This is a genomic window from Streptomyces sp. TLI_146, from assembly GCF_002846415.1.
Taxonomy (GTDB): domain Bacteria; phylum Actinomycetota; class Actinomycetes; order Streptomycetales; family Streptomycetaceae; genus Streptomyces.
Window position 1 is genome coordinate 4,121,226 of record NZ_PJMX01000001.1, and the last position, 24,501, is coordinate 4,145,726.

Sequence of the window (24,501 nt, forward strand, 5' to 3'; positions counted from 1 at the left end):
TCACTCCCCCACCGGCACGGCGCGCGCGAAGCCGCCGTCCACCATCAGGTTCGCCACGGTCTCCAGCTCCGGCGGGTTGCCCGCCAGCCGCTGGAGGAAGTCGTCGAAGTCGGCGCCGCAGGGCAGCAGCAGCCGCTCCACGCGCTCCTGCACGCTCCAGCCGTCCTGGTCGCGCGCGTCGTCGTAGGCGCAGAACCAGACCGAGCCGACGGCCTGGCCCTTCACCTTCACCGCGAGGATGCCGCCCTGGACGAAGGCGACGCCCAGGTAGTCCTTGGTGAGATGGTCGCGCAGGCACTTGTTGATATAGACGAGGTCGTTGACCGCCGCCTGGTCGCGCACCGTGAAGAACGGCTGGTCCACCAGGAGCCCCAGCTCCGCGTCGAGCGCCGCACCCACCGGCGCACAGCCGCCCGCCGCCTTCAGGAACGCCCGGTAGGCGCCCGGCAGCCGGTACCCCAAGTCCTCCTCCACGCCCAGGAGTTGGGCCTCGGAGACCGACACCAGGTGCTTGGGTACGCCGAAGTGCGCCGGGCGCGTCTCCTGGAGCGGGCGGGTGCCGCGCTTGTCCTGGTCGACACTGGTCGTCGCCAGACCGCCGTGGTGGCGCAGCAGCGCCTTCACCTCGACCGGGACCAGTTCGAGGCGGCGGGTGCCGGGCACGTGGTGCCAGGTCCAGCCGTGCGGGGTGGCGACGGCGGGGACGGTGTCCCACAGCTCGTGGCCCTCGGCGGCGAGCGCCGCGTTGGCCGACACGTAGTCGGTCAGCCGCAGCTCGTCCACGCCGAAGCCCTCCGGCGGCTCCGCGATCTCGGCGGCGGCGCGCGCGTACGCGGAGAAGTCCGGGTGCCCGTTGCCGTCCACCCGCACCCCTCTGGGGTGGCGGGAGGCGCGGACCGGGTCCGGGAAGTTCACGACCTGTCCGGCATAGGCCGCGTTCGGTGGCGCGGCGTGCCCGAGCCGACCTGTCGTCATGGCGGATGCCCCCTGCGTGCGAGCTGCTGCGTCTGGCTGGTGAGGACCAGACTATGCGGTGGGGCAATACCGGGTCCCTGCCCCGCACCCGGCCCCGTACCACCGTGACCAGGTGTCACAACCGGGTCACCGTGCGGCGATGGTGACGACACGGACGTAGTGACATCAGAGCCCCAGCTTCCGTACCACTGGGCACATTTGGCAGTCTGTTCCCGCAACGGGGCGTTAACGGGGGCGTTGACACCGGCTTGCGCACAGTGCCGGCAACGGGAGGGACAGCGAGCACCATGCACGGAACGACCGACATATCGGGTACGGCGGCGGACGCCTCCCGGACGGGGGACCCCCGGGCCGGGGCCGCGGGGACAGGGGACCCGCGCACCGGGGACCCGCGCCTGACGTGGAGCACCACGGTCGCCTCCGCGCCCGTACTGCGCCACCGCCGCGACGGGATCCTGCCGGCCGTGGCCGCCGCGCTCTCGGTCCGGGGCGAGACGCTGACCTGCACCGCGGGCAAGGGCGACCAGCCGCCGGTGCTCCACCCGCTCGTACAGGACTTCCACGACACCCTCACCAGCGGGCAGCGCGAGCGGTTCACCGGGCGCTGCCCTGAGGCGATCCTGCTCTCCCGCCAGCTCGCCTCCCTGGAGTCGGCCCGGGCGGGCAAGTCGCGCCGGTCGGGCCGCAAGCCGCTGACCCACGGCGAGGCCCGGCGCGCGCTCAAGCACGCCAAGGTGACGGCCCGCCGCATCCGCGAGGACGGCGACCCGCTGCACGGCAGCTACGCCCCGCCCTGCCGCTCCTGTACCGCCCTGCTCGCCCACTTCGGCGTGCGCGCGGTCGACCCCGCCGCCGAGAAGGGCTGAACCGAACGCGATGCCGGACGTGTCCACCACCCGCTTCCCCGTCCCCGTCGACGCCGCGCTGCGCGCCGCCGGATGGCACCCCGGTCGCTGGGACATCAGGCAGGCCGAGGCCTGGGCCGACGTGCTGCGCTCGCACACCTCGCCCGCCGGGCACCGGCACACCGTGTTCCCGGCGGCCGTGGAGGCGTGGGCCGAGTTCGGCGGCCTGCGGCTGACGGCGCCGGGGCCCGGCCGCCACAACGCGCCCGCGACGGTCCGCTTCGACCCGGTGGCGGGTCTGCACCTGGCCCGTACGTTCGCGGACCTCGGCCGGGCGCTGGAGACGGAGCTGGCGCCGTTGGGCGAGGAGGGCGATCAGCAGGCGGTGCTCGCGATCGACGCGGAGGGGCGGGTGTACAGCGTCGACCACACGGGGGACTGGTACCTGGGCTCCGACCTCGACGTGGCCCTGAACACGCTGGTGACAGGCACCCAGCCGATCCGCCTGACATCGCCTCGCTGACGCGCCTGACGTTTTGCCCGGGGTTCGTCTGCGGGCCGGTGGCGGGTTGCTCGCGCCCCTCTTTAGCCCGGGGTTCGTCTGCGGACCGTGCTGGGTTGCTCGCGCAGTTCCCCGCGCCCCTCTTTAGCCCGGGGTTCGTCTGCGGGCCGGTGGTGGGTTGCTCGCGCAGTTCCCCGCGCCCCTTAGCGGGGACGTGGCTGCTCAGCGCGGCAAAGCCAGGCGGACCGACCCCGCCGAAGTCGCGCCCCCGCCGATCGGCAACCCCCTAGGGGCGCGGGGAACTGCGCGCCCGGCCACCCACCACCCGCAGACGAACACCGGGCCCAAAAGGGGCGCGGGGAACTGCGCGACCAGCCACCCACCACCCGCAGACGAACCCCGGGCCCCTACAACCCCACCCGGTCCGGCAACACCGCCGACACCCGCCATCCCCCCGCATCCGTGACCCCGGAAACGAACACACCCCCCAGCGCAAGCACCCGCTCGCGCATCCCGACCAGCCCGTTCCCCCCGCTGGGAAGCCCCGCGTCGGGGCTCGCCCCGTCCGCCGGGCCGTTTTCGACCTGCATCGCGACCTCGTCGTCCCGATGCGCGAGGCGGACCATCACCTTCGCCCCCGCCGCGTGCTTGTGCACGTTCGTGAGGGCCTCCTGCACCACCCGGTACGCGGTCTGCTCCACCAGCGCGTCGTACGCCCGCGCCGCCCCGTGGACCGCCAGCTCGACCACCATCCCGGCCTCCCGGGACTGGCCGACCAGCGCCTCGATGTCGGCCAGGCACGGCCCCTCCTCGGCCGCGGCGGCGGCGGCCGCGGCGGCCGCGCCCACGGCGGCCAGCGGGACCGGCGCCGAAGCCGCGGCGTCGGCCCGGACCGCCTCCCCGCTCCGCAGCACGCCCAGCATCTCGCGCAGCTCGGTCAGCGCCTGGCGGCCCATGTCGCCGACGAGCACCGCGTTCTTGACGGCCTTCTCGGGGTCCTTGCGGGCCACCGCCTGGAGCGCGGCGGCGTGCACCACCATCAGGGACACCCGGTGCGCGACCACGTCGTGCATCTCGCGGGCGATCCGGGTGCGCTCCTCCGTACGCGCCCACTCCGCGCGCTCCTCCGCGCGGTCCGCGAGCAGCGAGAGCTCCCGCTCCAGGGAGTCGGCGCGTTCGCGCAGCGACTCCATCAGCCGCCGCCGGGCCCCTATATAGAGCCCCAGGAGCAGCGGCGGGGCGGTCAGGCCCAGCGACATCACGACGGAGAAGAGCAGGACCAGCGACCGGCCGCCGCTGAACGCGCCGTCGTCGACGCTCTGGTTCATCCGTACGAAAGTGACGATGAACGTGCCCGCCAGGCACATTCCGGCCAGCGCGGCGGTGATGCGGCGCGGCACCTCGGAGGCGGCCAGCGTGTAGAGCCCGACGATGCCGAGCAGAAAGCCCATGTTGGCGGGGGTCACGGCGATCGAGACCAGCACGACCGCGACCGGCCAGCGCCGCCGCGCGGCCAGGGTCGCCCCGGCCACCAGGCCGAACAGCACCCCGGCCGGTACGGGGACCCCCGCGTCCCCGGCGAACTTCACACCTTCCAGTGCGCACTCGAACGCGGACGCCAGCCCCAGTCCGATGTCCAGGGCGGCACTGCGCCGCCGTTCCCACCACCACCAGCCGCGGGAGGTCGTCCCCGCGGAGTCGTGGTCTGCCCCCGTTGCGGTCATGCCATCCAGCCTACGGGCGCCCGCCAGCGATTTTCCGGCGACTTCGGCCGACCTCGCGGCGATCACGGTGATCGGCACCGTCGCACGGAAGGGGTTCGGTACGGCATAGTGTGGGGTGCCGATCCGGTGACCTGACGCAATGTCCGGTCGAACCGGTTTCCATCCCCCGTGGTGTAATTGGCAGCACTGAGGCTTTTGGTGCCTTATGTCCGGGTTCGAGTCCTGGCGGGGGAGCCAGCGCAGTTCGGGTCCTGACCACAAAGGTCGGGACCCGGTTGTTTTTCCCCGCCACTCCCCTTCTGTGGTGCATTCCGCTCTCCGCGCCGTTTTCCGGCCGCCGACCCTCCTGGCATTTCGGCCCCCGGACCCCCCGGTATCCTGCGGATGTCCACCACACAAAGCCGAAGGGCATTCCCGTGAGCGCCAACCGCCCGGCAGCCGTCGTCGTCCTCGCCGCGGGTGAGGGCACCCGCATGAAGTCGGCCACCCCCAAGGTCCTGCACGAGATCTGCGGGCGCTCGCTCGTCGGCCACGTCGTCGCGGCCGCCCGCGAGCTCGACCCCGAGCACCTCGTCGTGGTCGTCGGCCACGCCCGTGAGCAGGTCGCCGCACACCTCGGCGCGATCGACGCCTCGGTGCGCACCGCCGTCCAGTACGAGCAGAACGGCACCGGCCACGCCGTGCGGATGGCCCTGGAGGAGCTCGGCCAGTCCATCGAGGGCACCGTCGTGGTGGTCTGCGGCGACACCCCGCTGCTCACCGGCGCCACGCTGGCGGAGCTGACCCGTGCGCACGAGGCGGACGGCAACGCCGTCACCGTGCTCACCGCCGAGGTCCCCGACTCCAGCGGCTACGGCCGGATCGTGCGCGACGGCGAGTCCGGCGCGGTCACCGCGATCGTCGAGCACAAGGACGCCACCGAGGCCCAGCGCGCCATCAAGGAGATCAACTCCGGCGTCTTCGCCTTCGACGGCGCCCTGCTCGCGGACGCGCTCGGCAAGGTCCGCACCGACAACAGCCAGGGCGAGGAGTACCTCACCGACGTCCTCGGCATCCTGCGCGAGGCCGGGCACCGCGTCGGCGCCTCGGTCGGCGGCGACCACCGCGAGATCCTCGGCATCAACAACCGCGTCCAGCTCGCCGAGGCCCGCCGGCTGCTCAACGACCGCCTGCTGGAGCACGCGATGCTCGCGGGCGTCACCGTCGTCGACCCGGCGACCACCTTCGTCGACGTCACCGTCACCTTCGAGCAGGACGCGCTCGTCCACCCCGGCACCCAGCTGCTCGGCTCCACGCACCTGGGCCGCGGCGCCGAGGTCGGCCCCAACTCCCGGCTGACCAACACCTCGGTCGGCGCGGACGCGCGCGTGGACAACGCCGTGGCGTACGACTCCGAGGTCGGCGAGGGCGCGTCGGTGGGCCCGTACGCCTATCTGCGCCCGGGCACCCGCCTCGGCGTGAAGGCCAAGATCGGCACGTACGTCGAGACCAAGAACGCGACGATCGGCGAGGGCACCAAGGTCCCGCACCTGTCGTACGTGGGCGACGCGACCATCGGCGAGTTCACCAACATCGGCGCCGCGAGCGTCTTCGTGAACTACGACGGCGAGGCCAAGCACCACACCACGATCGGCTCGCACTGCAAGACGGGCTCGGACAACATGTTTGTTGCTCCTGTCACAGTGGGGGACGGCGCCTACACCGCGGCCGGGTCCGTCATCACCAAGGACGTGCCCGCCGGCTCGCTGGCCGTCGCCCGTGGCCAGCAGCGGAATATCGAGGGCTGGGTGGCCCGCAAGCGGCCGGGCAGCGCCGCCGCGCAGGCGGCTGCGGCCGCCTCCGAAGAGGCCGTTGGCGAAAACTGACCGGAAACATCTGCGTCTGTCACGGCGTACCGTGATAGACGCACACGATTCGGCTGGCTCGTCGCCAAGGGACCGCGCGGGCTCAGCAGCAGAAAACACCTCTGAGGAGACAGTGCTGTGACCGGGATCAAGACGACCGGCGAGAAGAAGCTGATGCTCTTCTCCGGCCGCGCCCACCCCGAGCTGGCCGAGGAGGTCGCGCACCAGCTGGGTGTCGGCCTCGTGCCGACGAAGGCCTTCGACTTCGCCAACGGTGAGATCTACGTCCGCTTCCAGGAGTCGGCGCGCGGCGCCGACTGCTTCCTGATCCAGAGCCACACGGCTCCGATCAACAAGTGGATCATGGAGCAGCTGATCATGATCGACGCGCTGAAGCGCGCGTCGGCCCGCTCCATCACCGTCATCGTGCCGTCCTACGGGTACGCCCGCCAGGACAAGAAGCACAAGGGCCGCGAGCCGATCTCGGCCCGTCTGGTCGCCGACCTGCTGAAGACCGCGGGCGCCGACCGGATCCTCACGGTCGACCTGCACACCGACCAGATCCAGGGCTTCTTCGACGGCCCGGTCGACCACCTCACCGCCCTGCCGGTCCTCGCGGACTACGTGGGCGCCAAGGTCGACCGCTCCAAGCTGACGATCGTCTCCCCGGACGCGGGCCGCGTGCGCGTCGCCGACCGCTGGTGCGACCGTCTGGACGCCCCCCTGGCGATCGTCCACAAGCGCCGCGACAAGGACGTCGCCAACCAGGTGACCGTCCACGAGGTCGTCGGTGACGTCAAGGGCCGCGTCTGCGTCCTGGTCGACGACATGATCGACACCGGTGGCACCATCTGCGCCGCCGCCGACGCCCTGTTCGCGCACGGCGCCGAGGACGTCATCGTGACGGCCACGCACGGCATCCTGTCCGGCCCGGCCGCCGACCGCCTGAAGAACTCCAAGGTCAGCGAGTTCGTCTTCACGAACACCCTGCCCGACCCGGCCGACCTGGAGCTGGACAAGGTCACCGTCCTCTCCATCGCCCCGTCGATCGCCCGCGCGGTCCGCGAGGTCTTCGAGGACGGCTCGGTCACCAGCCTCTTCGAGGAGCAGTAGGCAGCACCGCTCCAGAAGATCCTTTTGGGTACGGCCTCCCCGCCGGGTAGACTCATCGAGTTGCTCGGCGAGGGAGGCCGTACCCATAGGTACGGCGGTCCGTTATCGACGCGCTCTTCGTAGCAGGCCAGTCGTGGCCGGGTAACCCGCCACAGCCATCCATCTGGTTATACGAGGAGTGCGCATGTCCGAGATCAAGCTTGCCGCCGAGGTCCGTAACAGCTTCGGCAAGGGCGCCGCCCGCAGCATCCGCCGTGAGAACAAGGTTCCGGCCGTCGTCTACGGCCACGGCACCGAGCCGGTCCACGTCACCCTGCCGGGCCACGAGCTGCTGCTCGCCCTGCGTACCCCGAACGTCCTGCTCTCCCTGGACATCGACGGCAAGAACGAGCTGGCGATCCCGAAGGCCGTCCAGCGCGACGCCATCAAGGGCTACCTGGTCCACGTCGACCTGCTGCTCGTCCGCCGCGGCGAGAAGGTCACGGTCGAGGTCGCCGTCGAGACCGAGGGCGACCTGGCCCCGGGCAGCTTCCTCGTCGAGAACGTGCTGAACACGCTCTCCGTCGAGGCCGAGGCCACCCACATCCCGACCTCCGTGACCGTCTCCATCGAGGGCCTGGAGGCCGGCGCCTCCATCCACGCCAAGGACGTCCCGCTGCCCAAGGGCACCACGCTGGCCACCGACCCCGAGGCCGTCGTCATCCAGATCCTGGCCGCCCAGGCCGAGGAGCCGGCCGCCGAGGCCGCCGAGGGCGACGCGTCCGCCGAGGCCTGAGCCGTACGCTCTGCCTGACGGGGTGGCGGGCCACTGCGGCCCGCCACCCCGTTTTCCTGTCGGCACGCGAGGAGACGCAGCACAGATGACCACGGAAGCGAACGCCCCCTGGCTGGTCGTGGGGCTCGGCAACCCCGGCCCCGAGTACGCGGGCAACCGGCACAACGTCGGCTTCATGGTGGCCGACCTGCTCGCCTCGCGCATCGGCGGCAAGTTCAAGGCGCACAAGGCGCGGGCCCAGGTCGTCGAGGGCCGCATCGGCCCGGCCGGACCGCTGAACCGCCGTGTGATCCTCGCCAAGCCCCTGTCGTACATGAACCTGTCGGGCGGCCCGGTCACCCAGCTGCGCGACTTCTACAAGGTGCCGGTGGAGAACATCGTCGCCGTCCACGACGAGCTGGACATCGACTACGGAGTGCTCCGCCTGAAGCTCGGCGGCGGCGACAACGGCCACAACGGCCTCAAGTCGATGACCAAGTCGTTCGGCCCGGACTACCACCGCGTCCGCTTCGGCATCGGCCGCCCGCCCGGCCGGATGCAGGTCGCGGACTTCGTCCTGAAGGACTTCTCCTCGACCGAGCGCAAGGAGCTCGACTACTTCGTGGACCGCGCGGCCGACGCCGTCGAAGCGCTGGTCATCGAGGGTCTTGAGCGCGCGCAGATGACGTACAACTCCTAGCTCGCGTAACGACGGGAAAGCCCCGGCGGCCGATCGGCCACCGGGGCTTCGCCATGTCCGCGCGAGGGTCAGCCGGTGTTGCGCAGGCCCGCCGCGACACCGTTGACGGTCAGCAGCAGCGCCCGGGCGAGCAGCGGGTCGGGGCTCTCGCCGCGCTCCGCCTCGGCCCGCTGACGGGCGAGCAGGGCCACCTGGAGGTAGGAGATCGGGTCCAGATAGGCGTCCCGGATCGCGAAGGTCTGCTGGAGCACCGGGTGCGAGCCGAGGAGCTCCTCGCCGCCGGTGATGCGCAGCACCTCGCTGACGGTGAGCGCGTGCTCCGCCTCGATGTCGGCGAAGACGTGCTTGAGGTCGTCCGGCACCAGCGTGTCGACGTAGTGGCGGGCGATCCGCAGATCCGTCTTGGCCAGCGTCATCTCCACGTTCGAGATGAAGTTCCGGAAGAAGTGCCACTGCTCGTGCATCTCGTCCAGGACGGTGTCCAGACCGGCCTCGCGCAGCGCCTTCAGGCCCGAGCCCACGCCGTACCAGCCGGGCACGATCTGCCGCGACTGCGTCCAGCCGAACACCCACGGGATGGCCCGCAGGCCGTCCAGGCCCGCGCCGGAGTCCGGGCGGCGCGAGGGGCGCGAGCCCAGGTGCAGCTCGGCGAGCTGGTCGACGGGGGTGGAGGCGAAGAAGTACGCGGGCAGGTCCGGGTCCTCGACGAGCTTGCGGTAGGCCGCGTGGGCCGCGTCGGAGACCGTGTCCATCGCCGCGTCCCAGCGCGCCAGCGCCTCGTCGGACTGGCGCGGGGCCGTGTGCAGCGCGGACGCCTGGAGGGTGGCCGCCACCGTCAGCTCCAGGTTCTCCCTGGCCAGCGACGGGATGAGGTACTTGTCGGAGATGACCTCGCCCTGCTCGGTCACCTTGATCTCGCCCTCAAGGGTGCCCCACGGCTGCGCCAGGATCGCGTCGTGCGAGGGGCCGCCGCCACGGCCGACGGTGCCGCCGCGGCCGTGGAAGAGCCGCAGCCGTACGCCGTAGCGGTGGGCCACGTCGCGCAGTCGGCGCTGGGCGCGGTGGATCTCCCACTGGCTGGTGGTGATGCCGCCGAACTTGGAGGAGTCGGAGTAGCCGAGCATGACCTCCTGGACGTCGCCGCGCAGCGACACCAGACGGCGGTACGAGGGGTCGGCCAGCATCTCGTCCAGGATGACGTCGGCGGCGCGCAGCTCGTCGGTGGTCTCCAGGAGCGGCACGATGCCGATCTTCGCCCAGCCCGCGTGCAGATCGACCAGCCCGGCCTCGCGGGCCAGCACGGCCGCCGCGAAGACGTCGTCGGCGCCCTGGCACATCGAGATGATGTACGACTCGATGACCTCGGGCCCGAACCGCTCGAAGGCCTCCTTGATCGTGCCGAAGACGCCCAGGGTCTTCTGCCCGGCCTCGTCCAGCGGCGCGGGCGTGGGAGCCAGCGGGCGCCGCGAGCGGAGCTCCTTGGCGAGCAGCTTCTGCCGGTACTCGCGCGGCATGTCCGCGTACCGCCAGGACTCCTCGCCGAGCCGGTCGAAGAGCTGCCCCAGCGCGTGGTGGTGGGCGTCCGCGTGCTCGCGTACGTCCATGGTGGCGAGCTGGAGGCCGAACGCGGCCAGCGTGCGGATCGTCCGGTCCATCCGGCCGTCGGCGAAGAGCGCGCCGCGGTGGGCGCGCAGCGACGTCTGGATCAGCGTGAGGTCGGCGAGCAGCTCGGAGGTGCCCAGGTAGTCGCGGCCGTTCTGGTGCGGGGTGCCCTTGGCGAGCCGCTCCTTGGTGTTGACGAGCTTCTGCCGCACGCACGTCGCCTTGAGCCGGTAGGGCTCCTCGGCGTTGAGCCGCTTGTAGCGGGGGCTGATCTCGGGCAGCGCCTCCAGGTCGGCCTGGAGGGAGGCGAGGAGCTCCTCGGTGGCCCCGGCGTACCGGATCGAGTTGGAGAGCAGCCCGCGCAGGAAGTCGATCACTTCGAGCGCGTCGTTGATGCCGTGCTCGTGCTGGAGGATCAGCACGTCCCAGGTGACCTGCGGGGTCACATTGGGGTTGCCGTCGCGGTCGCCGCCGATCCAGGTGCCGAAGGTCAGCGGCCGGGTGCCGGCGGGCAGCTCGACGCCGACCCGCTCCAGCTCGGCCGCCAGGTCCTCCAGGACGTCGCCGACGGCGTTGGCGTGCAGCTCGTCCAGGTAGTAGATGGCGTTGCGCGCCTCGTCGGCGGGCTCGGGGCGGACCACGCGCAGCTCGTCGGTCTGCCAGATGAGGTCGATGTTCTCGGCGAGCCGCAGGTCGTGGCGGCGCCGGTCGGCCTCGGTGACCGGGGTCTCCAGGAGGGCCGCGATGCGACGCAGCTTGTTGAGGACGGAGCGGCGGGCCGCCTCGGTGGGGTGCGCCGTGAAGACCGGGCGCACGTTGAGGTTCTTGACCGTCTCGCGCAGGTGCTCGGGGTCGGCGTCCTTGAGCATGTCGGCGGTGCGGGCGAGCAGCCCGCCCTCGGCGGCCCGGTGGGCGCGCAGCTCACGGCCGCGGTGCACCTGCTCGGTGACGTTGGCGAGGTGGAAGTAGGTGGAGAAGGCCCGTACGAGCTTGGCTGCGGTCTCCACCTCGGTGCCGCCGAGCAGCTCGGCGGCGGCCTCGCCGTCCGTCCGGGTGAGCGCGCGCACGCGCTCGACGAGCTCCAGGAGCTCGGGCCCTTCCTGGCGGACGAGCGCCTCGCCCAGGAGGTCACCCAGTCGGCGGATGTCCGCGCGAAGCTCGGGGCTGGCGGCGTGGGTCTGGTCGGCACTGCTCACAGGTGCGGCTCCTTGCAGTGTTTGAGCACGTCTGGAGGGGTACTGGAGGCTTGCGGACCGCGCTGTCCGACGAGACCCAGGATAGGTGTCCGTGCGCGCGACGCAGTCCACTGCCCTCTTGTACGGAGGCGCGGCACTGCCATACTTACGTCGCCGTAGGTTACGGATGCGTAGCCTGGCCTCTCGTCTTCCTCTCTCACCCCGCAGGGGGATTCCCCATGACCACAAGCCCCGACCTCATCGATCCGGCCACCGAGCCGCCGGGTTCCTCCGCGACGCGCGGGGGCGAGAGCAAACGGTCCGTCGAACAGATCGCGCTGCTGCTCTTCATCGTCGTGCCGTTCGTGGCCCTGCTCGCCGCGGTGCCGCTGGCCTGGGGCTGGGGCGTGAGCTGGCTCGACCTCGGCCTGCTGGTCTTCATGTACTACTGGGGCTGCCACGGCGTCACCATCGGCTACCACCGCTACTTCACGCACGGCTCCTTCAAGGCCAAGCGCCCGCTGCGGATCGCGCTCGCGGTGGCCGGGTCGATGGCCGTGGAGGGCCCGCTGGTGCGCTGGGTGGCCGACCACCGCAAGCACCACAAGTTCTCCGACGCGGACGGCGACCCGCACTCCCCGTGGCGGTTCGGCGAGACGCTGCCCGCGCTGATGAAGGGCCTGTGGTGGGCCCACATCGCGTGGATGTTCAACGAGGAGCAGACCTCGCAGGAGAAGTACGCGCCCGACCTGATCAAGGACCCGGCGATCCGCCGCATCTCGCGCGACTTCGTCTACTGGACGATCCTGTCGCTTGCCATCCCGCCGATCGTGGGCGGTCTGGTGACGATGTCCTGGTGGGGCGCGTTCACCGCGTTCTTCTGGGGCTCGATGGTGCGGGTCGCGCTGCTGCACCACGTGACCTGGTCGATCAACTCCATCTGCCACGCGGTTGGCAAGCGCCCCTTCAAGTCCCGCGACCGCTCCGGCAACGTGTGGTGGCTGGCGGTCCTGTCGTGCGGCGAGTCCTGGCACAACCTGCACCACGCCGACCCGACCTCGGCCCGGCACGGTGTGATGCGCGGCCAGATCGACTCCAGCGCCCGGATCATCCGCTGGTGCGAGCAGCTGGGCTGGGCGTACGACGTGCGCTGGCCCACCGAGGCCCGCCTCGACGCCAAGCGCAGCGAGCCCGGCGCCCCCTCCCGGCGTGCCGGGAAGGCCGCCGAGGAGAGCGCCCGTAAGGAGAAGGCCGCAGAGGCGGCATGATGGAGGACGTGGCGACCGACTCCAGCACCACCCGCACGACCAGCAGCAACGGCTCTGCGGGCACCGAACGACCCCGGCGGACCCGACGCACCCGGATGACGGGCGCGGAGCGCCGGGAGCAGTTGCTGGACATCGGCCGCACCCTCTTCGCCGAGAAGGGCTTCGAGGGCACGTCGGTGGAGGAGATCGCGGCGAAGGCCGGCGTCTCCAAGCCGGTGGTCTACGAGCACTTCGGCGGCAAGGAGGGGCTGTACGCGGTGGTGGTCGACCGCGAGATGCGCTCGCTCCTGGACGGAGTGACGGGCGCCCTGACGGCGGGGCACCCGCGCGAGCTCCTGGAGCAGGCCGCGTTCGCGCTGCTCGACTACATCGAGAAGTACACGGACGGCTTCCGCATCCTGGTGCGGGACTCCCCCGTGGCGCAGTCCACCGGCACCTTCGCCTCGCTGATCTCCGACATCGCGACCCAGGTCGAGGACATCCTCGGCCTGGAGTTCAAGGCCCGCGGCTTCGACCCGAAGCTCGCCCCGCTGTACGCGCAGGCGCTGGTCGGGATGGTCGCGCTGACCGGCCAGTGGTGGCTGGATGTGCGCAAGCCCAAGAAGGCGGAAGTGGCCGCGCACCTGGTGAACCTGGCGTGGCACGGCCTCGACGGCCTGGAGCAGAAACCGCGGCTGATAGGGCACCGCAAGAACTGAAGCGCGGTGGTGGGTCCCGAATGATCTCGAATGGGTCGCGAGTCTCCCTCGTGGCCCATTTTCCACTTCAACCACCCATGCATCAGCTGTAGGCTTCACGCACATTCCCGGGGGGATTTGGGCATTCCTTCGTGAGCGGCCACGCGTGCCTCAACGTCTGTTTCGACGCGCTGCGTGTGGGCCCCGCGAGGACTGTTCCCGCGTGCTCCGCTTTCGCGTGAGCCGCGATGAATTCGACCCGGTTCCACCCGCATATTCCCTGGGGGGAATTTTGTCTTCTGTGCGCATCCCGCGCCCCGGCCGCCTCGCGGCCTGCACCGCCCTCGCGCTCTCGGCCGGCATGCTCCTGGCGGGCACGGCGTCGGCCGACGAGGCGCCCACGGCGCCGAAGGCGACCGTCGAGGCCGCCAAGCCGTCCGCCGGAAAGCCCTCGGGCGCGCTCCCGCAGCGGATCCACCGCTCGTCGGCCGTCGCGGCCGCCACCGCCGCCAAGCCGCGCCTGGACCTCAACAAGGACGGCTCCACGGATCTGCTCTACCGGGGCGTCGACAACCAGACGTACCTGGAGACCTGGACCGAGAAGACCAACCCGGCGTACGCGAACTCCTTCGGCGCCTACAAGGAGATCATCACGCCGGGCGACCTGGACGGGAACGGCATTCCCGAGCTGCTGACCGTGCAGCCGGACGGAACGCTCTCGCTCTACGCCAACATGACGAACGACGGCTTCACCGCCTACCCGAACTGGTCGGGCGGCGGCTGGAACGCCTACAACAAGATCGTCGGCGCGGCCGACCTGACCGGCGACGGCAAGGGCGACGTGCTGGCCCGCACGCCGGGCGGCGACCTGTACCTGTACCCGGGCAAGGGCGTCGCCGCCGGTGACCCGTTCTCCGGACGTATCAAGGTCGGCGGCGGCTGGCAGGCCTACGACCAGCTGGTCGGCGCCAACGACATGAACGGCGACGGCTTCGGCGACGTCGTGGCCCGCACCCCCGGCGGCGACCTGTACTTCTACGCGGGCACCGGCGACGCCGCCGCCCCGCTGAAGTCGCGGGTCAGGATCGGCGGCGGCTGGACCGCGTACAACCAGATCCTGTCGATCGACGACGGCAACGGCGACGGCTACGCCGACCTCGCGGCCCGCAGCAACGGCGGCACGCTGTACTACTACGCGGCCGACGGCAAGGGCAACTTCCAGAGCCCGCAGCTGATGGGCACGGGCTGGGAGTACACCCAGGCGTTCAGCGGTTCGGGCGCCAACGCGACCCCGGTGAAGAACGCCATCGTCGGCCGCGACGCCAAGGGCACGCTCTGGCAGTACTACACCGAGTACAACGGCCAGCTCTCGCAGCGCTACCGGGCCAGCGACGACGGCGTCTTCGCCAACGCGCGCCACCTCGCGTTCGCGGCCTCGATCAGCGGCGGGCTCTACGGCGACCTGCTCCAGTGGGACAGCGGCCGCCTCTACATCGGCGTCGACCTCAGCGACGCGGGCGGCGGCTGGGGCGGCTTCACCACCCTGGTCGGCCCGGGCGACCTGAACAACGACGGCAAGAACGACCTGCTGGCCCGGGACGGCTCCGGCACGCTCTACCTGTACCGGGGCTACGGCAACGGCTACCAGTTCGCCTCCCGCCTCAGGATCGGCGGCGGCTGGAACGCGTACGACCGGATCGTCGGTGCCGGTGACCTCACCGGGGACGGGCTGACCGACATCGTCGCGCGCACCGGCGACGGGAAGCTGTATCTGTACCAGGGCACCGGCGTCTCCACTTCGCCGTTCAAGTCCCGCGTCTACGTCGGGCCGGGCTGGCAGCAGTTCAGGAACATCGCGGCCCCGGGCGACCTCAACGGCGACGGCCGGGCGGACCTGATCGCCACCAACTCCCGCGGCGAGGCGTTCCGTTACGACTCGAACGGCTACGGCGGCTTCAAGTCCCGGGTGAAGCTGGGCGACGGCTGGAACGCGTACCGCGACCTGTTCTAGGCCGTGACGGTGTGACGTGACAGTGCCCCGCGCCCCCTTCCGGGGTGCGGGGCACTGTCGTCAGCGGTCCTTCCTGCGGGCCACCGCGAAGATCCGGCGGAACGGGAAGACCGTGCCGTGCGGGCCCGGCGGGTACGCGCGGCGCAGCAGGTCGCGGTATTCGGCGAGGAAGGCCTCCGTCGCCTCCTCGTCGTCGGCGAGCGCGGTCAGCGCCGGGCGCAGGGCGGTGCCCTTGACCCAGTCCAGGACCGGGTCCTGGCCGTACAGCAGCTGGGAGTACGTCGTCTCCCAGGCGTCCGCTTCGCAGCCGAGGTCGGTCAGCCGCAGCAGATAGTCGGCGGGTTCGAGGATGTGCACATAGCGGCGCCCGTGGTCGCGCAGCCGGGCGCGCCAGCGCGGCGACTCGCAGAGCTCGCCGAGCAGGGCGTGGCTGGGCGAGGTGAAGTTGCCGGGGACCTGGAAGGCGAGGGTGCCGCCGGGGGTGAGGCCGTCGATCCAGCAGGCGAACGACTCCGGGTGGTTGGGGACCCACTGGAGGGCCGCGTTGGAGACGATCAGGTCGTACGGCTCGTCGGGCGTCCAGTGGGCGAGGTCGGCGGGGCGGAAGTCCAGCCAGCCGCCGCCCGAGGTGGTGCCCGCGTGGTCCTTGTCGGCCTGGGCGAGCATCTCGGGCGAGAGGTCGAAGCCGGTGACGCGGGCGTCGGGCCAGCGGTCGGCGAGCAGCGCGGTGACGTTTCCGGGGCCGCAGCCGAGGTCCGCGATCCGGGCGGGCGGGCGGGTCCCGGGCCCGTGCGGGACGTCCGGGAGGCGCGGGGCGCCCACGCCCCGGGCGCCGGAGGCTCCCCTGGCGGCGGCCGGGTCGGCGGCGGCCGCGCCGGAGGGGCCCGGCAGGGCCGGGATCCTCGCCAGCAGATCGAGGAACGGCCGGGTGCGGTGGCCGGAATGGTGCAGGTACTGCTGCGGATCCCAGCGGGGAGCGGGCAGCGGGGTGGACGTCGGATCGGACGTGCCGGTGTGCTCCCGGGGCGCCGTCTCGACGGACTCCGGGACGAAATCGGAATGCATGTTCGAGCCCCCTTGCAGGTACGGGCGGGCGAAGCGGAACAGGGTCCCGGCCCCTCCATGCCCAATGGTGGGGGTTTATATATCTTGACGTCAAGAGACTTCACATCGACAGACCCTCTACACTGATCGTCATGGAGGACGAGGTCGACCGACTGGTCTCAGCATGGCGCCGCGAGCGCCCGGACCTCGACGTGGAGCCGCTTGAGGTGCTCAGCCGCGTCAGCAGGCTGGCGCGCCACCTCGACCGGGCGCGCAGGCTCGCCTTCTCCGAGCATCAGCTGGAACCCTGGGAGTTCGACGTGCTGACGTCGCTGCGGCGCGCGGGCGCGCCCTACCAGCTCTCTCCCGGGCAGCTGCTCACGCAGACGCTGGTCACCTCCGGCACCATGACCAACAGGATCGACAGGCTCGCCAAGAAGGGCCTGGTCGAGCGGCTCCCCGACCCCAGCGACCGGCGCGGGGTACTGGTCCGCCTCACCCCCGAGGGGCGCGACCGGGCGGACCAGGCGCTGGCCGGACTCCTGGAGCAGGAGCGGGCCATCCTGGCCCAGCTGTCGCGCACCCAGCGGGGCGAACTGGCCGGGCTGCTACGCCAGTTGACCGCCCCGTTCGACAACATCCCCGGCTAGGTCGACCGGCCCCACCCCGGCCCGGCGCGCGAGCGCGACGGCGGCCAGCGTGGAGTGCACACCGAGCTTGCCCAGCACGTTCTGCATATGGGTGCGGACCGTGTGCGGGGAGAGGTAGAGGCGCTCGGCGACGGCCTTGCGGCCGAGTCCGGCGACCATGCACCGCAGCACCTCGCGCTCGCGCGGGGTCAGCGACTCCACCAGGCGCTCGCTCTCGGTGCGGTGCTTGCGGGCGGCCGTGAGCTCACGCAGCACGCCGGTGAGCAGCGCGGGCGGCAGATGCGTCTCGTCCCGCAGCACCCCTCTGATCACCGCGAGCAGCCGCTGGAGCGAGCAGTCCTTGGCGACCCAGCCGGACGCCCCCGCCTGGAGGGCGAGCGCGGCGCGGCGCGGGTCGTCCTTCTCGGCGAGCACCACCGTACGCACGGCGGGCTGGCCCGAACGGACCCCGGCGACCAGCGAGATGCCGTCCACCAGGCCGTCGGCACCACCGCCGTCCGGCACGGCCCGGGCCACCGGCGCCCCGGCGAGCGCGCCGAGGTCGGCGTCGACGAGCATCACGTCGAAGCGGCGCCCCTCGGAGGCCCCCCGCTCCAGACAGCGCAGCGCGGCGGGGCCGCTGCCGGCCGCCGCGACGTCGACGTCGGGCTCGGCCGCCAGGGCGGCGGCCAGCGACTCCGCGAAGATTCGGTGGTCATCCACCACGAGAACCCGGATACGAACCACAGACACCCCCATGCGTCGGGGAACGGACCGGTCAGGGCACGGCGCCCGGAAGAGGAAGCACGGCAGTCGCGCGGCCGCCGCCGTGGACTGACTGGTACCCCACCCCGGGCGTCGTACCCGACTGTCTCGCCCCCTGATCAACACCGGCCCCCACCGGTGCTGTGCTTCAGAGTAGGGCCGTGGGCCGCAAGCGGAAGGCAATTTGCAGAACTGATTGGCCGGGGTGTTTAGGGTGTGGCCCATGTTTCGTTTTGAGACGGAAGTGGACAAGGCGCGACGGATTCTGCTGCACCAGCGGCTCAAGGACGCCAATACGGAACGCTCTTCGGCGCTCCGCGCCCTGCGCGGCGGTCCCGGCGAGAGGGAAGTGCCGCTGCACGTCTGGGCGCTGGACGCGAAGGGCGGCCTGGCGGGTGGTCTGACCGGCCGCGTCTGGGCGAGCTGGCTCCATGTGGACCAGCTGTGGGTGGACGCGGCGCACCGGGGCGCGGGCCTGGGCGCCGAACTCCTCGCCCGCGCCGAGGAGTCGGCCCGCACCGAGCACGCCTGCGCCTGGTCGCGCCTGGAGACCTGGGACTTCCAGGCACCCGGCTTCTACCGCAAACAGGGGTACGAGGTGGTGGGCGAGGTGCCCGAGTACCCGCCGGGCGTAACGGAGTTCACCCTGACCAAGCGGATCTGAGGGCCCGGGGTTCGTCTGCGGGCCGGTGGTGGGTTGCTCGCGCCCACGCGGCGGAGCCGCAAATGTCACAGCCCCGCGCCCCTGAGATGCGCCCCTGCGGGCCGCCCAGGGGATTGCCGCGCAGGGGATTGCCGCGCAGCGGCATCTTCAGGGGCGCGGGGAACTGCGCGACCAGCCACAGACGACCCGCAGACGCTCAGCGCAGCCTTCGCGCCCCCGTCGACGGGAGCGCCGGGAAGACCATGGGCGTGGTGTGACCCGCCGCGGCGAACGCCTCCTCGACCGACTTGGTGACCGTGTCCGCCGTCGCCGCCTCGACGAGGACGATCGCCGACCCGCCGAAGCCGCCGCCCGTCATCCGCGCGCCCAGCGCGCCCGCCGCCACCGACACGGCCACGACCAGGTCCAACTCGGCGCAGGAGACCCGCAGATCGTCGCGGAGCGAGACGTGGCCCTCGGTCAGGACCGGGCCGACCGCACGCGGATCTCCCGCCGCCAGGTGCGCCGCGACCCGCTCCACCCGCGCGTTGTCGCTCACCACATGGCGTACGCACCGGCGAACGGTTTCGGAGTCGAGCCTGGCCAGCGCGGCCTCCAGGCGCGCGTACGGGACCTCGCGCAGGGTCCGCACTCCGAGCGCCCGCGCACCCGCCTCGCAGGCGGCGCGCCGCTCGGCGTACGCGCCGTCTCCCAGCGCGTGCTTCACCCGGGTGTCCACGACGAGGAGCGCGAGTCCGTGGGCCGCGAGGTCGAAGGGGACCTGGCGCAGCGAGAGGTCCCTGGTGTCCAGGTGGAGGGCATGGCCCTCGGCGCAGCAGGCGGACGCGGTCTGGTCCATGATGCCGCAGGGGACGCCCACGAAGGCGTTCTCGGCGCGCTGGGCGAGCCGGGCCAACTCGGGCCGGGTGAGGCCGAGTTCGTACAGGTCGTTCAGGGCGAGCGCGGTCACGACCTCCAGGGCCGCCGAGGAGGAGAGCCCGGCGCCGGTCGGCACCGACGACGACAGGTGGATGTCCGCGCCCGTCACCGGGTGCCCGGCCGCCCGCAGCGCCCAGACCACGCCCGCCGGGTACGCGGCCCAGCCGCCGCCCGACAGGGGCTCAAGGGCGTCCGCGTCGAGCCGGACCACCCCGCCGTCCATGTCCGCCGAGTGCAGCCTGAGCACCCCGTCGGTGCGCCGCGCGACCGCCGCGACCGCCGTGTGCGGCAGCGCCAGCGGCATCACGAAGCCGTCGTTGAAGTCGGTGTACTCCCCGATGAGGTTGACCCGCCCGGGCGCCTCCCAGACCCCCTCGGGGGCCCTGCCGTACAGCTCCTGGAACTCGGCCGTGATGGCGGCGAGGTCGGTGAGGCCGGCGCTGTCAGCCATCCGCGCGCTCCCGCCGGGCGAACTCCCAGGCGTCCGCGACGATCCCCACGAGGTCCGCGCGCGACGGCGTCCAGCCGAGCCGCTCGTGGGCGCGGGCGGCGGAGGCCACCAGGACCGCCGGGTCGCCCGGCCGGCGCCCGGCCGTGACCTCGGGGACCGGGTGCCCGGTGACCTTCCGTACGGTCTCGATGACCTCGCGGACGGAGAAGCCGTTGCCGTTGCCGAGGTTGCAGATCAGGTGCTCGCCCGCGGTGGCCGCGTCCAGCGCGAGCAGATGCGCCTCGGCGAGGTCGGCGACGTGGATGTAGTCGCGTACGCAGGTGCCGTCCGGGGTCGGGTAGTCGTCCCCGAACACCGAGATCGACTCCCGCTCGCCGAGGGCGACCTGGAGCAGCAGCGGGATCAGGTGCGACTCGGGATCGTGGCGCTCGCCGCAACTGCCGTACGCCCCGGCCACGTTGAAGTACCGCAGCGAGACGGCCGCCAGGCCGTGGGCGGCGGCCTCGCCGGTGATCATGTGGTCGACGGCGAGCTTGGAGGCGCCGTAGGGGCTGGTGGGGGCGGTGGGGTCGGACTCGGTGAGCAGCGCGGAGGCCGGTTCGCCGTAGGTCGCGGCGGTGGAGGAGAACACCAGCTTGCGCACCCCCGCCGTGCGCATCGCGTCCAGCAGCGCCATGGTGCCGCCGACGTTGTTCGACCAGTACTTCTCGGGGCGTGCCACCGACTCCCCGACCTGCGAGAACGCGGCGAAGTGCAGGACGGCGTCGTACGAGGAGTCCAGCCGGCGGGCCGCGTCCTGGATGCGGCCCTCGATGAACTCCGCCCCAGCCGGGACGGCCTCGCGGAAGCCCGTGGAGAGGTCGTCGAGGACGGTCACCGTGTGGCCCGCCTCCAGGAGGTGGCGCGCCACCACGCTGCCGACATAGCCGGCGCCGCCGGTGACCAGGTACTTCCCGCTCATTGACTCGCTACCTCTCGCAGTCGCCGGGCCGCGGCCTCCGGCGGCACGTCGTTGATGAACACACTCATGCCGGATTCGGAACCCGCGAGGAACTTCAGCTTGCCGGAAGTGCGGCGAATGGTGAAAAGCTCTAGGTGGAGCGCGAATTCGTCCCGGTCCGCACCCCCGGAGAACGGCGCCTGATGCCAGGCCGAGATGTACGGCGTGGGCGGCTCGGCGTCCCCGAAGATCCGGTCGAAGCGCCTCAGGAGTTCCAGATAGACCTGCGGGAACTCGGTGCGCGCCGCCTCGCCCAGGGCCCGCAGGTCCGGGACGCGCCGACGGGGGTAGAGGTGCACCTCGTACGGCCAGTGCGCGGCGTACGGCACGAAGGCGACCCAGTGCTCGCCCTCCAGGACGACCCGGACGCGCTCGGCGAGCTCGCCCGCGACCACGTCGTCGAAGAGGTTGCGGCCGCCGGTGCGCTCGCGGTGCTCGGCCAGCGAGCGGAGCATCAGGGCGGTGCGGGGGGTGGTGAAGGGGTAGGCGTAGATCTGGCCGTGCGGGTGGCCGAGGGTGACGCCGATCTCGGCGCCCCGGTTCTCGAAGCAGAACACCTGCTCCACCTGCGGGAGTTCGGCCAGTTCCGCGGTACGGTCGGTCCAGGCCTCCAGGACGAGGGCGGCCTGCTCCTGGGTGAGGTCGGCGAAGGAGGCGTCGTGGTCGGGGGTGAAGCAGACGACCTCGCAGCGGCCGGAGGCCCCGGCGAGGGAGGGGAAGCGGTTCTCGAAGACGGCCACGTCGTAGTCGGCGGCCGGGATCTCGCTCCGCCGTCCGTCGCGCGAGGGGCACAGGGGGCACGCGTCGGCGGGCGGATGGTAGGTGCGGCCCTGGCGGTGGGAGGCGATGGCCACCGAGTCGCCGAGCAGGGGGTCGCGGCGGATCTCCGAGGCGGTGGAGACGGGGTCGAGCGGCCGGGTGTCCGCCTCGTCCCGTACGACGTCGTCCCGCGAGTCGTAGTAGAGCAGCTCACGGCCGTCGGCGAGCCGGGTCGACGTCTTCTTCACCTGCACCTCCATCAAACAGAACCGAACATAAAGAACCACGAGCCAACACCATCAGTCAATGGGCGCGACGAAGACGTCGGCGGAAGGCGGCCGGACATACGTGTGGGCGCGACCGCCACGCGGTCGCGCCCACAGCGCCGACAAGAGAGGTCCGGCTCAGCCCGCCGGGGGGACCGCCCGGTCCAGGAGGCCCGTGCGGGCGGCCAGCGCCGCCGCCTCCAGCCGGGAGCCGACGCCCAGCTTCATCAGGACGCGCTGGACGTGGGTGCGCGCGGTGGAGGGGGCGATGCCCATGCCCGCGGCGATCAGCCGGGTGTCCTCGCCGTCCGCGACCCGGACCAGCACCTCGACCTCGCGCGGGGTCAGCATCTGGAGCAGCCGCTGCCCCTCGTCGTCCGGCTGCGCGGCCGGGTTGAGCAGCTCCGCGAAGGCGCCCTGGAGCAGCTGCGGCGCCACCGCCGCCTCCCCGGACCGCGCCTTGACCATGGCGCGCTCCACGCCCTCGATGCGCTCGTCGTGCCGTACGTAACCGGACGCGCCCGCGGCGAAGGCGGCGGCGATCCCGCGCGGGCTGGGCACCGGCCCGAGCACCACCACGGCCACCTGCGGCCGCTCGCGCTTGATCCTGACGATCGGGTCGAACACCCCCGGCTCGGCGGGCGTGGCCGTGCCGAGCAGACACACCTCCGGCGCCCGTGACACCACCAGCTCGGCCGCCCCGGCGACCGGAGCGGCCGCGGCGAGCACCCGGTGCCCGCGGAGCTTGAGTGCCGAGGCGAGCGCCTCCGCGAGCAGGCGGTGGTCGTCGACCACCATGAGCCGCACGCCCATCGAAGCAACCCCCCATCCCCCGGGGCACGTTGCCAACTCCCCTGGCCCGGCCCTCCCTGACCCGGCAAGCTACACGCTTGTTCGACGTAGCGCGCCCCCTACCGGTGAGAAGACGCCCGGATTGCCGAAATCCCCGCCATTCAGGACTACTTGGCGACCGACTGTGTCCGCCCAGGTGAACGCGGCGGCCCCGGCCGCGGAGAGTGCTCCGCGGCCGGGGCCGCCGTGGTGGAGAAGTTGACGCCGTCGGGGACGGCGCCGCCCGGTCAGCCGGTGCCCAGGCCGATCAGCAGGTACTTCGTCTCGCTGGTCACCGTGCTCGGCTTCATGACCGAGGTCGACGACATGAAGAGCTTGCCCTGGTTGTAGCGGATCTCGCCGTACTCCGGGCCGAACTGCGAGAGCGCGTCGCGCACCGCGTTGTCCGCCGGGTTCTGCAGCAGGACCGTCTGCTTGAAGCTGCCGCCGTCGACGCTCACGACCTGGCTGCCCTTGTCGTACGGGGGCTTCTTGAACGCGATGACGTTGTTGCCGTCCATCCGCAGCGGGTACAGCGAGGAGCCGTCGCCGCCGTCGGCCTTGCCGGGAACGGGCTGCCCGGTGGCCAGGTCGAAGGCGATGATCTCGTTGGTGCGGCCGGAGTAGCCGCTGCCGCCCGCGCCGTCGTGCTGCTCGGTGGGCACGAACAGCTTGCCGCCGCCCGCCGCGACCGAGGTGCACTTCTCCACCTCGGTGGAGTCGCAGTCGGCGGCGTACTTGTCGCCCGGCGCCGGGATGCGGGCCAGCAGCTTGCCGGTCTTGTCGTCGAGGGAGAAGAAGTCCGAGATCCCGCTGCCGTCCCCGGCGGTGTCGCCGACGTCGGCGGCCACCACCAGCGGCTTGGTCGAGACGATGTGCGCGTACTGGACACCGGGCGGCATCTTGTACGAGGAGATCGGCGCGCCCGTCTTCGGGTTCAGCGGCTGGATGGTGACCGTGGGGTTGTCGTAGTCACCGCACTTGCGGACCGCCACCAGCGCGTCGCCGCCGCCGTAGCCGGCGTCCTTGCACTGGTCGGTGGTGACCTTCGGCTGCCACAGCAGCTTGCCGGTGGCCAGGTCCCAGGCGGAGCCGCCCGAGGTGCCGCCGGTGGCGACCGTGCCGGCGCCGATGGTGACCTCCTCGTACGCCGTCTTGCGGTCACCCTCCTTGACGGTGTTCGTCCAGGCCAGCTTGCCGGTGGTCAGGTCGAGGACGGCGACCTCGGTGCAGCGCGCGTACTTCTCGCCGGAGGCCTTGGGGCCCTCGTAGACGATCGCCGTCTTGTTGTCGGAGGTGATGTGCCGGGTGGCCGCGCAGACCGCGCCGGGCAGCGGGGTCTTCCACAGCTGGGTGCCCTTGGTGTTGTCGTAGCCGACGACCTCGTTGACGCCCGACTTGGCGTACACCTTGTCGGTCAGCCAGGAGCCGTCGACGTGGACCAGGTCGGTGACCTTGGGCTGCGGGACCTGGAAGAGCACCTTGGAGGCCGTGTTCGCGGGCGCCTGCTCCTTGCCGCCGCCCCCGGTCGAGCCGCCCTGCTTGCCGCCGTCGGCGCCCTGCGTGGAGCCCGACTTGGACTCGTCCTTCTTGTCGCCGTCCTTGCCCTTGGCGTACCAGATGCCGCCGCCGACGATCAGCGCCACCGCGACGACCGCCGAGACGATGATCGTCATCTGGGTGTTGAGCTTCTTGCCGCCGCCGGGGCCGCCCGGGGCGCCCTGCGGCGCCATGGGCTGCGTGACGGGCTGGCCGTAGCCCTGCTGCGGCTGGCCCGGGTAGCCGTAGCCCGGCTGGCCGGGGGCCGGGGTCTGCGGATAGCCGTACCCGGGCGGCGCGGCCTGCGGGTAGCCGTAGGCCGGGGCCGTCGGCGGCTGGGCCGGAGGGGCCGGGGGCATCGCCGGGGGCGGCGGCGTCGGGGCGCCGAAACCGCCCGCCGGGGGCGGGGTGGGCGCGCCGAAACCACCGGCCGGGGGCTCCTGCG

Annotated in this window: 21 protein-coding genes and 1 tRNA gene; 12 read left to right on the top strand and 10 right to left on the bottom strand. The window is 72.0% G+C overall.

Annotation, left to right across the window (positions count from 1 at the left end; all coding sequences use genetic code 11):
• Positions 1 to 975, bottom strand: a complete 975-nt coding sequence (locus BX283_RS18450) for an SMI1/KNR4 family protein (protein WP_101388675.1) — start codon at positions 973 to 975, stop codon at positions 1 to 3.
• Between the two features lie 287 nt (positions 976 to 1,262).
• On the opposite strand from BX283_RS18450, the gene BX283_RS18455 reads away from it, so the two are divergent.
• Complete coding sequence (locus tag BX283_RS18455; protein WP_101388676.1) at positions 1,263 to 1,841, top strand: YwqJ-related putative deaminase; 579 nt, start codon at positions 1,263 to 1,265, stop codon at positions 1,839 to 1,841.
• A 10-nt stretch (positions 1,842 to 1,851) separates the two neighbouring features.
• Positions 1,852 to 2,343, top strand: coding sequence for an SUKH-3 domain-containing protein (locus tag BX283_RS18460; protein ID WP_101388677.1), 492 nt, complete (start codon positions 1,852 to 1,854; stop codon positions 2,341 to 2,343).
• 386 nt (positions 2,344 to 2,729) lie between these two features.
• Here BX283_RS18460 and BX283_RS18465 read toward each other — a convergent pair whose 3' ends face one another.
• Positions 2,730 to 4,046 carry a sensor histidine kinase gene (locus BX283_RS18465; protein ID WP_101388678.1) on the bottom strand — a complete coding sequence of 439 codons (1,317 nt, stop codon included), beginning with the start codon at positions 4,044 to 4,046 and terminating at the stop codon, positions 2,730 to 2,732.
• A gap of 162 nt (positions 4,047 to 4,208) precedes the next feature.
• Between BX283_RS18465 and BX283_RS18470 the strand changes: the two genes are divergently transcribed.
• From BX283_RS18470 to pth, 5 genes are all read left to right on the top strand, one after another.
• A tRNA-Gln gene (locus BX283_RS18470) sits at positions 4,209 to 4,283 on the top strand.
• Between the two features lie 179 nt (positions 4,284 to 4,462).
• A complete protein-coding gene (glmU, locus tag BX283_RS18475; RefSeq protein ID WP_101388679.1) occupies positions 4,463 to 5,911 on the top strand; it encodes a bifunctional UDP-N-acetylglucosamine diphosphorylase/glucosamine-1-phosphate N-acetyltransferase GlmU in 1,449 nt (482 codons plus the stop codon).
• Positions 5,912 to 6,028: 117 nt separating this feature from the next.
• A complete protein-coding gene (locus BX283_RS18480; RefSeq protein ID WP_101388680.1) occupies positions 6,029 to 7,003 on the top strand; it encodes a ribose-phosphate diphosphokinase in 975 nt (324 codons plus the stop codon).
• 184 nt (positions 7,004 to 7,187) lie between these two features.
• Entirely contained in the window at positions 7,188 to 7,778 is a 591-nt protein-coding gene (locus BX283_RS18485) for a 50S ribosomal protein L25/general stress protein Ctc (RefSeq protein ID WP_101388681.1), read from the top strand.
• Between the two features lie 85 nt (positions 7,779 to 7,863).
• Entirely contained in the window at positions 7,864 to 8,457 is a 594-nt protein-coding gene (pth, locus tag BX283_RS18490; RefSeq protein WP_101388682.1) for an aminoacyl-tRNA hydrolase, read from the top strand.
• Between the two features lie 68 nt (positions 8,458 to 8,525).
• Here the strand turns inward: pth and ppc are convergent, their stop codons facing one another.
• Positions 8,526 to 11,255, bottom strand: a complete 2,730-nt coding sequence (ppc, locus tag BX283_RS18495) for a phosphoenolpyruvate carboxylase (protein ID WP_101388683.1) — start codon at positions 11,253 to 11,255, stop codon at positions 8,526 to 8,528.
• A gap of 218 nt (positions 11,256 to 11,473) precedes the next feature.
• Here ppc and BX283_RS18500 point away from each other — a divergent pair, with 218 nt between their 5' ends.
• From BX283_RS18500 to BX283_RS18510, 3 genes are all read left to right on the top strand, one after another.
• Complete coding sequence (locus BX283_RS18500) at positions 11,474 to 12,502, top strand: fatty acid desaturase (protein WP_101388684.1); 1,029 nt, start codon at positions 11,474 to 11,476, stop codon at positions 12,500 to 12,502.
• On the top strand, positions 12,502 to 13,200 hold the full coding sequence (locus BX283_RS18505) for a TetR/AcrR family transcriptional regulator (protein WP_067159980.1): 699 nt from the start codon (positions 12,502 to 12,504) through the stop codon (positions 13,198 to 13,200). The genes BX283_RS18500 and BX283_RS18505 overlap by 1 nt, the downstream gene beginning before the upstream one ends.
• A gap of 280 nt (positions 13,201 to 13,480) precedes the next feature.
• Positions 13,481 to 15,190 (top strand): VCBS repeat-containing protein, encoded by a 1,710-nt coding sequence (locus tag BX283_RS18510; RefSeq protein ID WP_257583075.1) that lies wholly within the window; start codon positions 13,481 to 13,483, stop codon positions 15,188 to 15,190.
• A gap of 60 nt (positions 15,191 to 15,250) precedes the next feature.
• Here the strand turns inward: BX283_RS18510 and BX283_RS18515 are convergent, their stop codons facing one another.
• Positions 15,251 to 16,255, bottom strand: coding sequence for a methyltransferase domain-containing protein (locus BX283_RS18515; RefSeq protein WP_101388685.1), 1,005 nt, complete (start codon positions 16,253 to 16,255; stop codon positions 15,251 to 15,253).
• 131 nt (positions 16,256 to 16,386) lie between these two features.
• Here BX283_RS18515 and BX283_RS18520 point away from each other — a divergent pair, with 131 nt between their 5' ends.
• Positions 16,387 to 16,884, top strand: coding sequence for a MarR family winged helix-turn-helix transcriptional regulator (locus tag BX283_RS18520; protein ID WP_101388686.1), 498 nt, complete (start codon positions 16,387 to 16,389; stop codon positions 16,882 to 16,884).
• Here BX283_RS18520 and BX283_RS18525 read toward each other — a convergent pair.
• A complete protein-coding gene (locus tag BX283_RS18525) occupies positions 16,843 to 17,610 on the bottom strand; it encodes a response regulator transcription factor (RefSeq protein WP_101388687.1) in 768 nt (255 codons plus the stop codon). The two genes, BX283_RS18520 and BX283_RS18525, sit on opposite strands and share 42 nt — an antisense overlap.
• Positions 17,611 to 17,851: 241 nt before the next feature.
• Between BX283_RS18525 and BX283_RS18530 the strand changes: the two genes are divergently transcribed.
• Entirely contained in the window at positions 17,852 to 18,292 is a 441-nt protein-coding gene (locus tag BX283_RS18530) for an N-acetyltransferase (protein WP_101388688.1), read from the top strand.
• A 196-nt stretch (positions 18,293 to 18,488) separates the two neighbouring features.
• Here the strand turns inward: BX283_RS18530 and galK are convergent, their stop codons facing one another.
• The 5 genes from galK to BX283_RS18555 form a co-directional block, all read right to left on the bottom strand.
• Positions 18,489 to 19,661, bottom strand: coding sequence for a galactokinase (gene galK / locus BX283_RS18535; protein WP_101388689.1), 1,173 nt, complete (start codon positions 19,659 to 19,661; stop codon positions 18,489 to 18,491).
• Positions 19,654 to 20,622, bottom strand: a complete 969-nt coding sequence (galE, locus tag BX283_RS18540; protein WP_101388690.1) for a UDP-glucose 4-epimerase GalE — start codon at positions 20,620 to 20,622, stop codon at positions 19,654 to 19,656. Before galE ends, galK begins: the two co-directional genes overlap by 8 nt.
• Complete coding sequence (galT, locus tag BX283_RS18545) at positions 20,619 to 21,668, bottom strand: galactose-1-phosphate uridylyltransferase (protein WP_101392439.1); 1,050 nt, start codon at positions 21,666 to 21,668, stop codon at positions 20,619 to 20,621. The genes galE and galT overlap by 4 nt, the downstream gene beginning before the upstream one ends.
• A gap of 156 nt (positions 21,669 to 21,824) precedes the next feature.
• A complete protein-coding gene (locus tag BX283_RS18550; protein WP_101388691.1) occupies positions 21,825 to 22,499 on the bottom strand; it encodes a LuxR C-terminal-related transcriptional regulator in 675 nt (224 codons plus the stop codon).
• Positions 22,500 to 22,765: 266 nt separating this feature from the next.
• Positions 22,766 to 24,415, bottom strand: a complete 1,650-nt coding sequence (locus tag BX283_RS18555; protein WP_101388692.1) for a PQQ-binding-like beta-propeller repeat protein — start codon at positions 24,413 to 24,415, stop codon at positions 22,766 to 22,768.
• Positions 24,416 to 24,501: the final 86 nt, after the last annotated feature.

Excerpts from the sequence above, each read along its gene's own strand:
- galK (WP_101388689.1), bottom strand. The coding sequence starts at position 19,661 with ATGGCTGACAGCGCCGGCCTCACCGACCTCGCCGCCATCACGGCCGAG.
- BX283_RS18530 (WP_101388688.1), top strand. The coding sequence starts at position 17,852 with ATGTTTCGTTTTGAGACGGAAGTGGACAAGGCGCGACGGATTCTGCTG.
- BX283_RS18505 (WP_067159980.1), top strand. The coding sequence starts at position 12,502 with ATGGAGGACGTGGCGACCGACTCCAGCACCACCCGCACGACCAGCAGC.
- BX283_RS18550 (WP_101388691.1), bottom strand. The coding sequence starts at position 22,499 with ATGGGCGTGCGGCTCATGGTGGTCGACGACCACCGCCTGCTCGCGGAG.
- BX283_RS18500 (WP_101388684.1), top strand. The coding sequence starts at position 11,474 with ATGACCACAAGCCCCGACCTCATCGATCCGGCCACCGAGCCGCCGGGT.
- BX283_RS18465 (WP_101388678.1), bottom strand. The coding sequence starts at position 4,046 with ATGACCGCAACGGGGGCAGACCACGACTCCGCGGGGACGACCTCCCGC.
- BX283_RS18555 (WP_101388692.1), bottom strand. The coding sequence starts at position 24,415 with ATGCCCCCGGCCCCTCCGGCCCAGCCGCCGACGGCCCCGGCCTACGGC.
- BX283_RS18450 (WP_101388675.1), bottom strand. The coding sequence starts at position 975 with ATGACGACAGGTCGGCTCGGGCACGCCGCGCCACCGAACGCGGCCTAT.
- BX283_RS18460 (WP_101388677.1), top strand. The coding sequence starts at position 1,852 with ATGCCGGACGTGTCCACCACCCGCTTCCCCGTCCCCGTCGACGCCGCG.
- galE (WP_101388690.1), bottom strand. The coding sequence starts at position 20,622 with ATGAGCGGGAAGTACCTGGTCACCGGCGGCGCCGGCTATGTCGGCAGC.
- BX283_RS18515 (WP_101388685.1), bottom strand. The coding sequence starts at position 16,255 with ATGCATTCCGATTTCGTCCCGGAGTCCGTCGAGACGGCGCCCCGGGAG.
- BX283_RS18520 (WP_101388686.1), top strand. The coding sequence starts at position 16,387 with ATGGAGGACGAGGTCGACCGACTGGTCTCAGCATGGCGCCGCGAGCGC.
- pth (WP_101388682.1), top strand. The coding sequence starts at position 7,864 with ATGACCACGGAAGCGAACGCCCCCTGGCTGGTCGTGGGGCTCGGCAAC.
- BX283_RS18455 (WP_101388676.1), top strand. The coding sequence starts at position 1,263 with ATGCACGGAACGACCGACATATCGGGTACGGCGGCGGACGCCTCCCGG.
- BX283_RS18485 (WP_101388681.1), top strand. The coding sequence starts at position 7,188 with ATGTCCGAGATCAAGCTTGCCGCCGAGGTCCGTAACAGCTTCGGCAAG.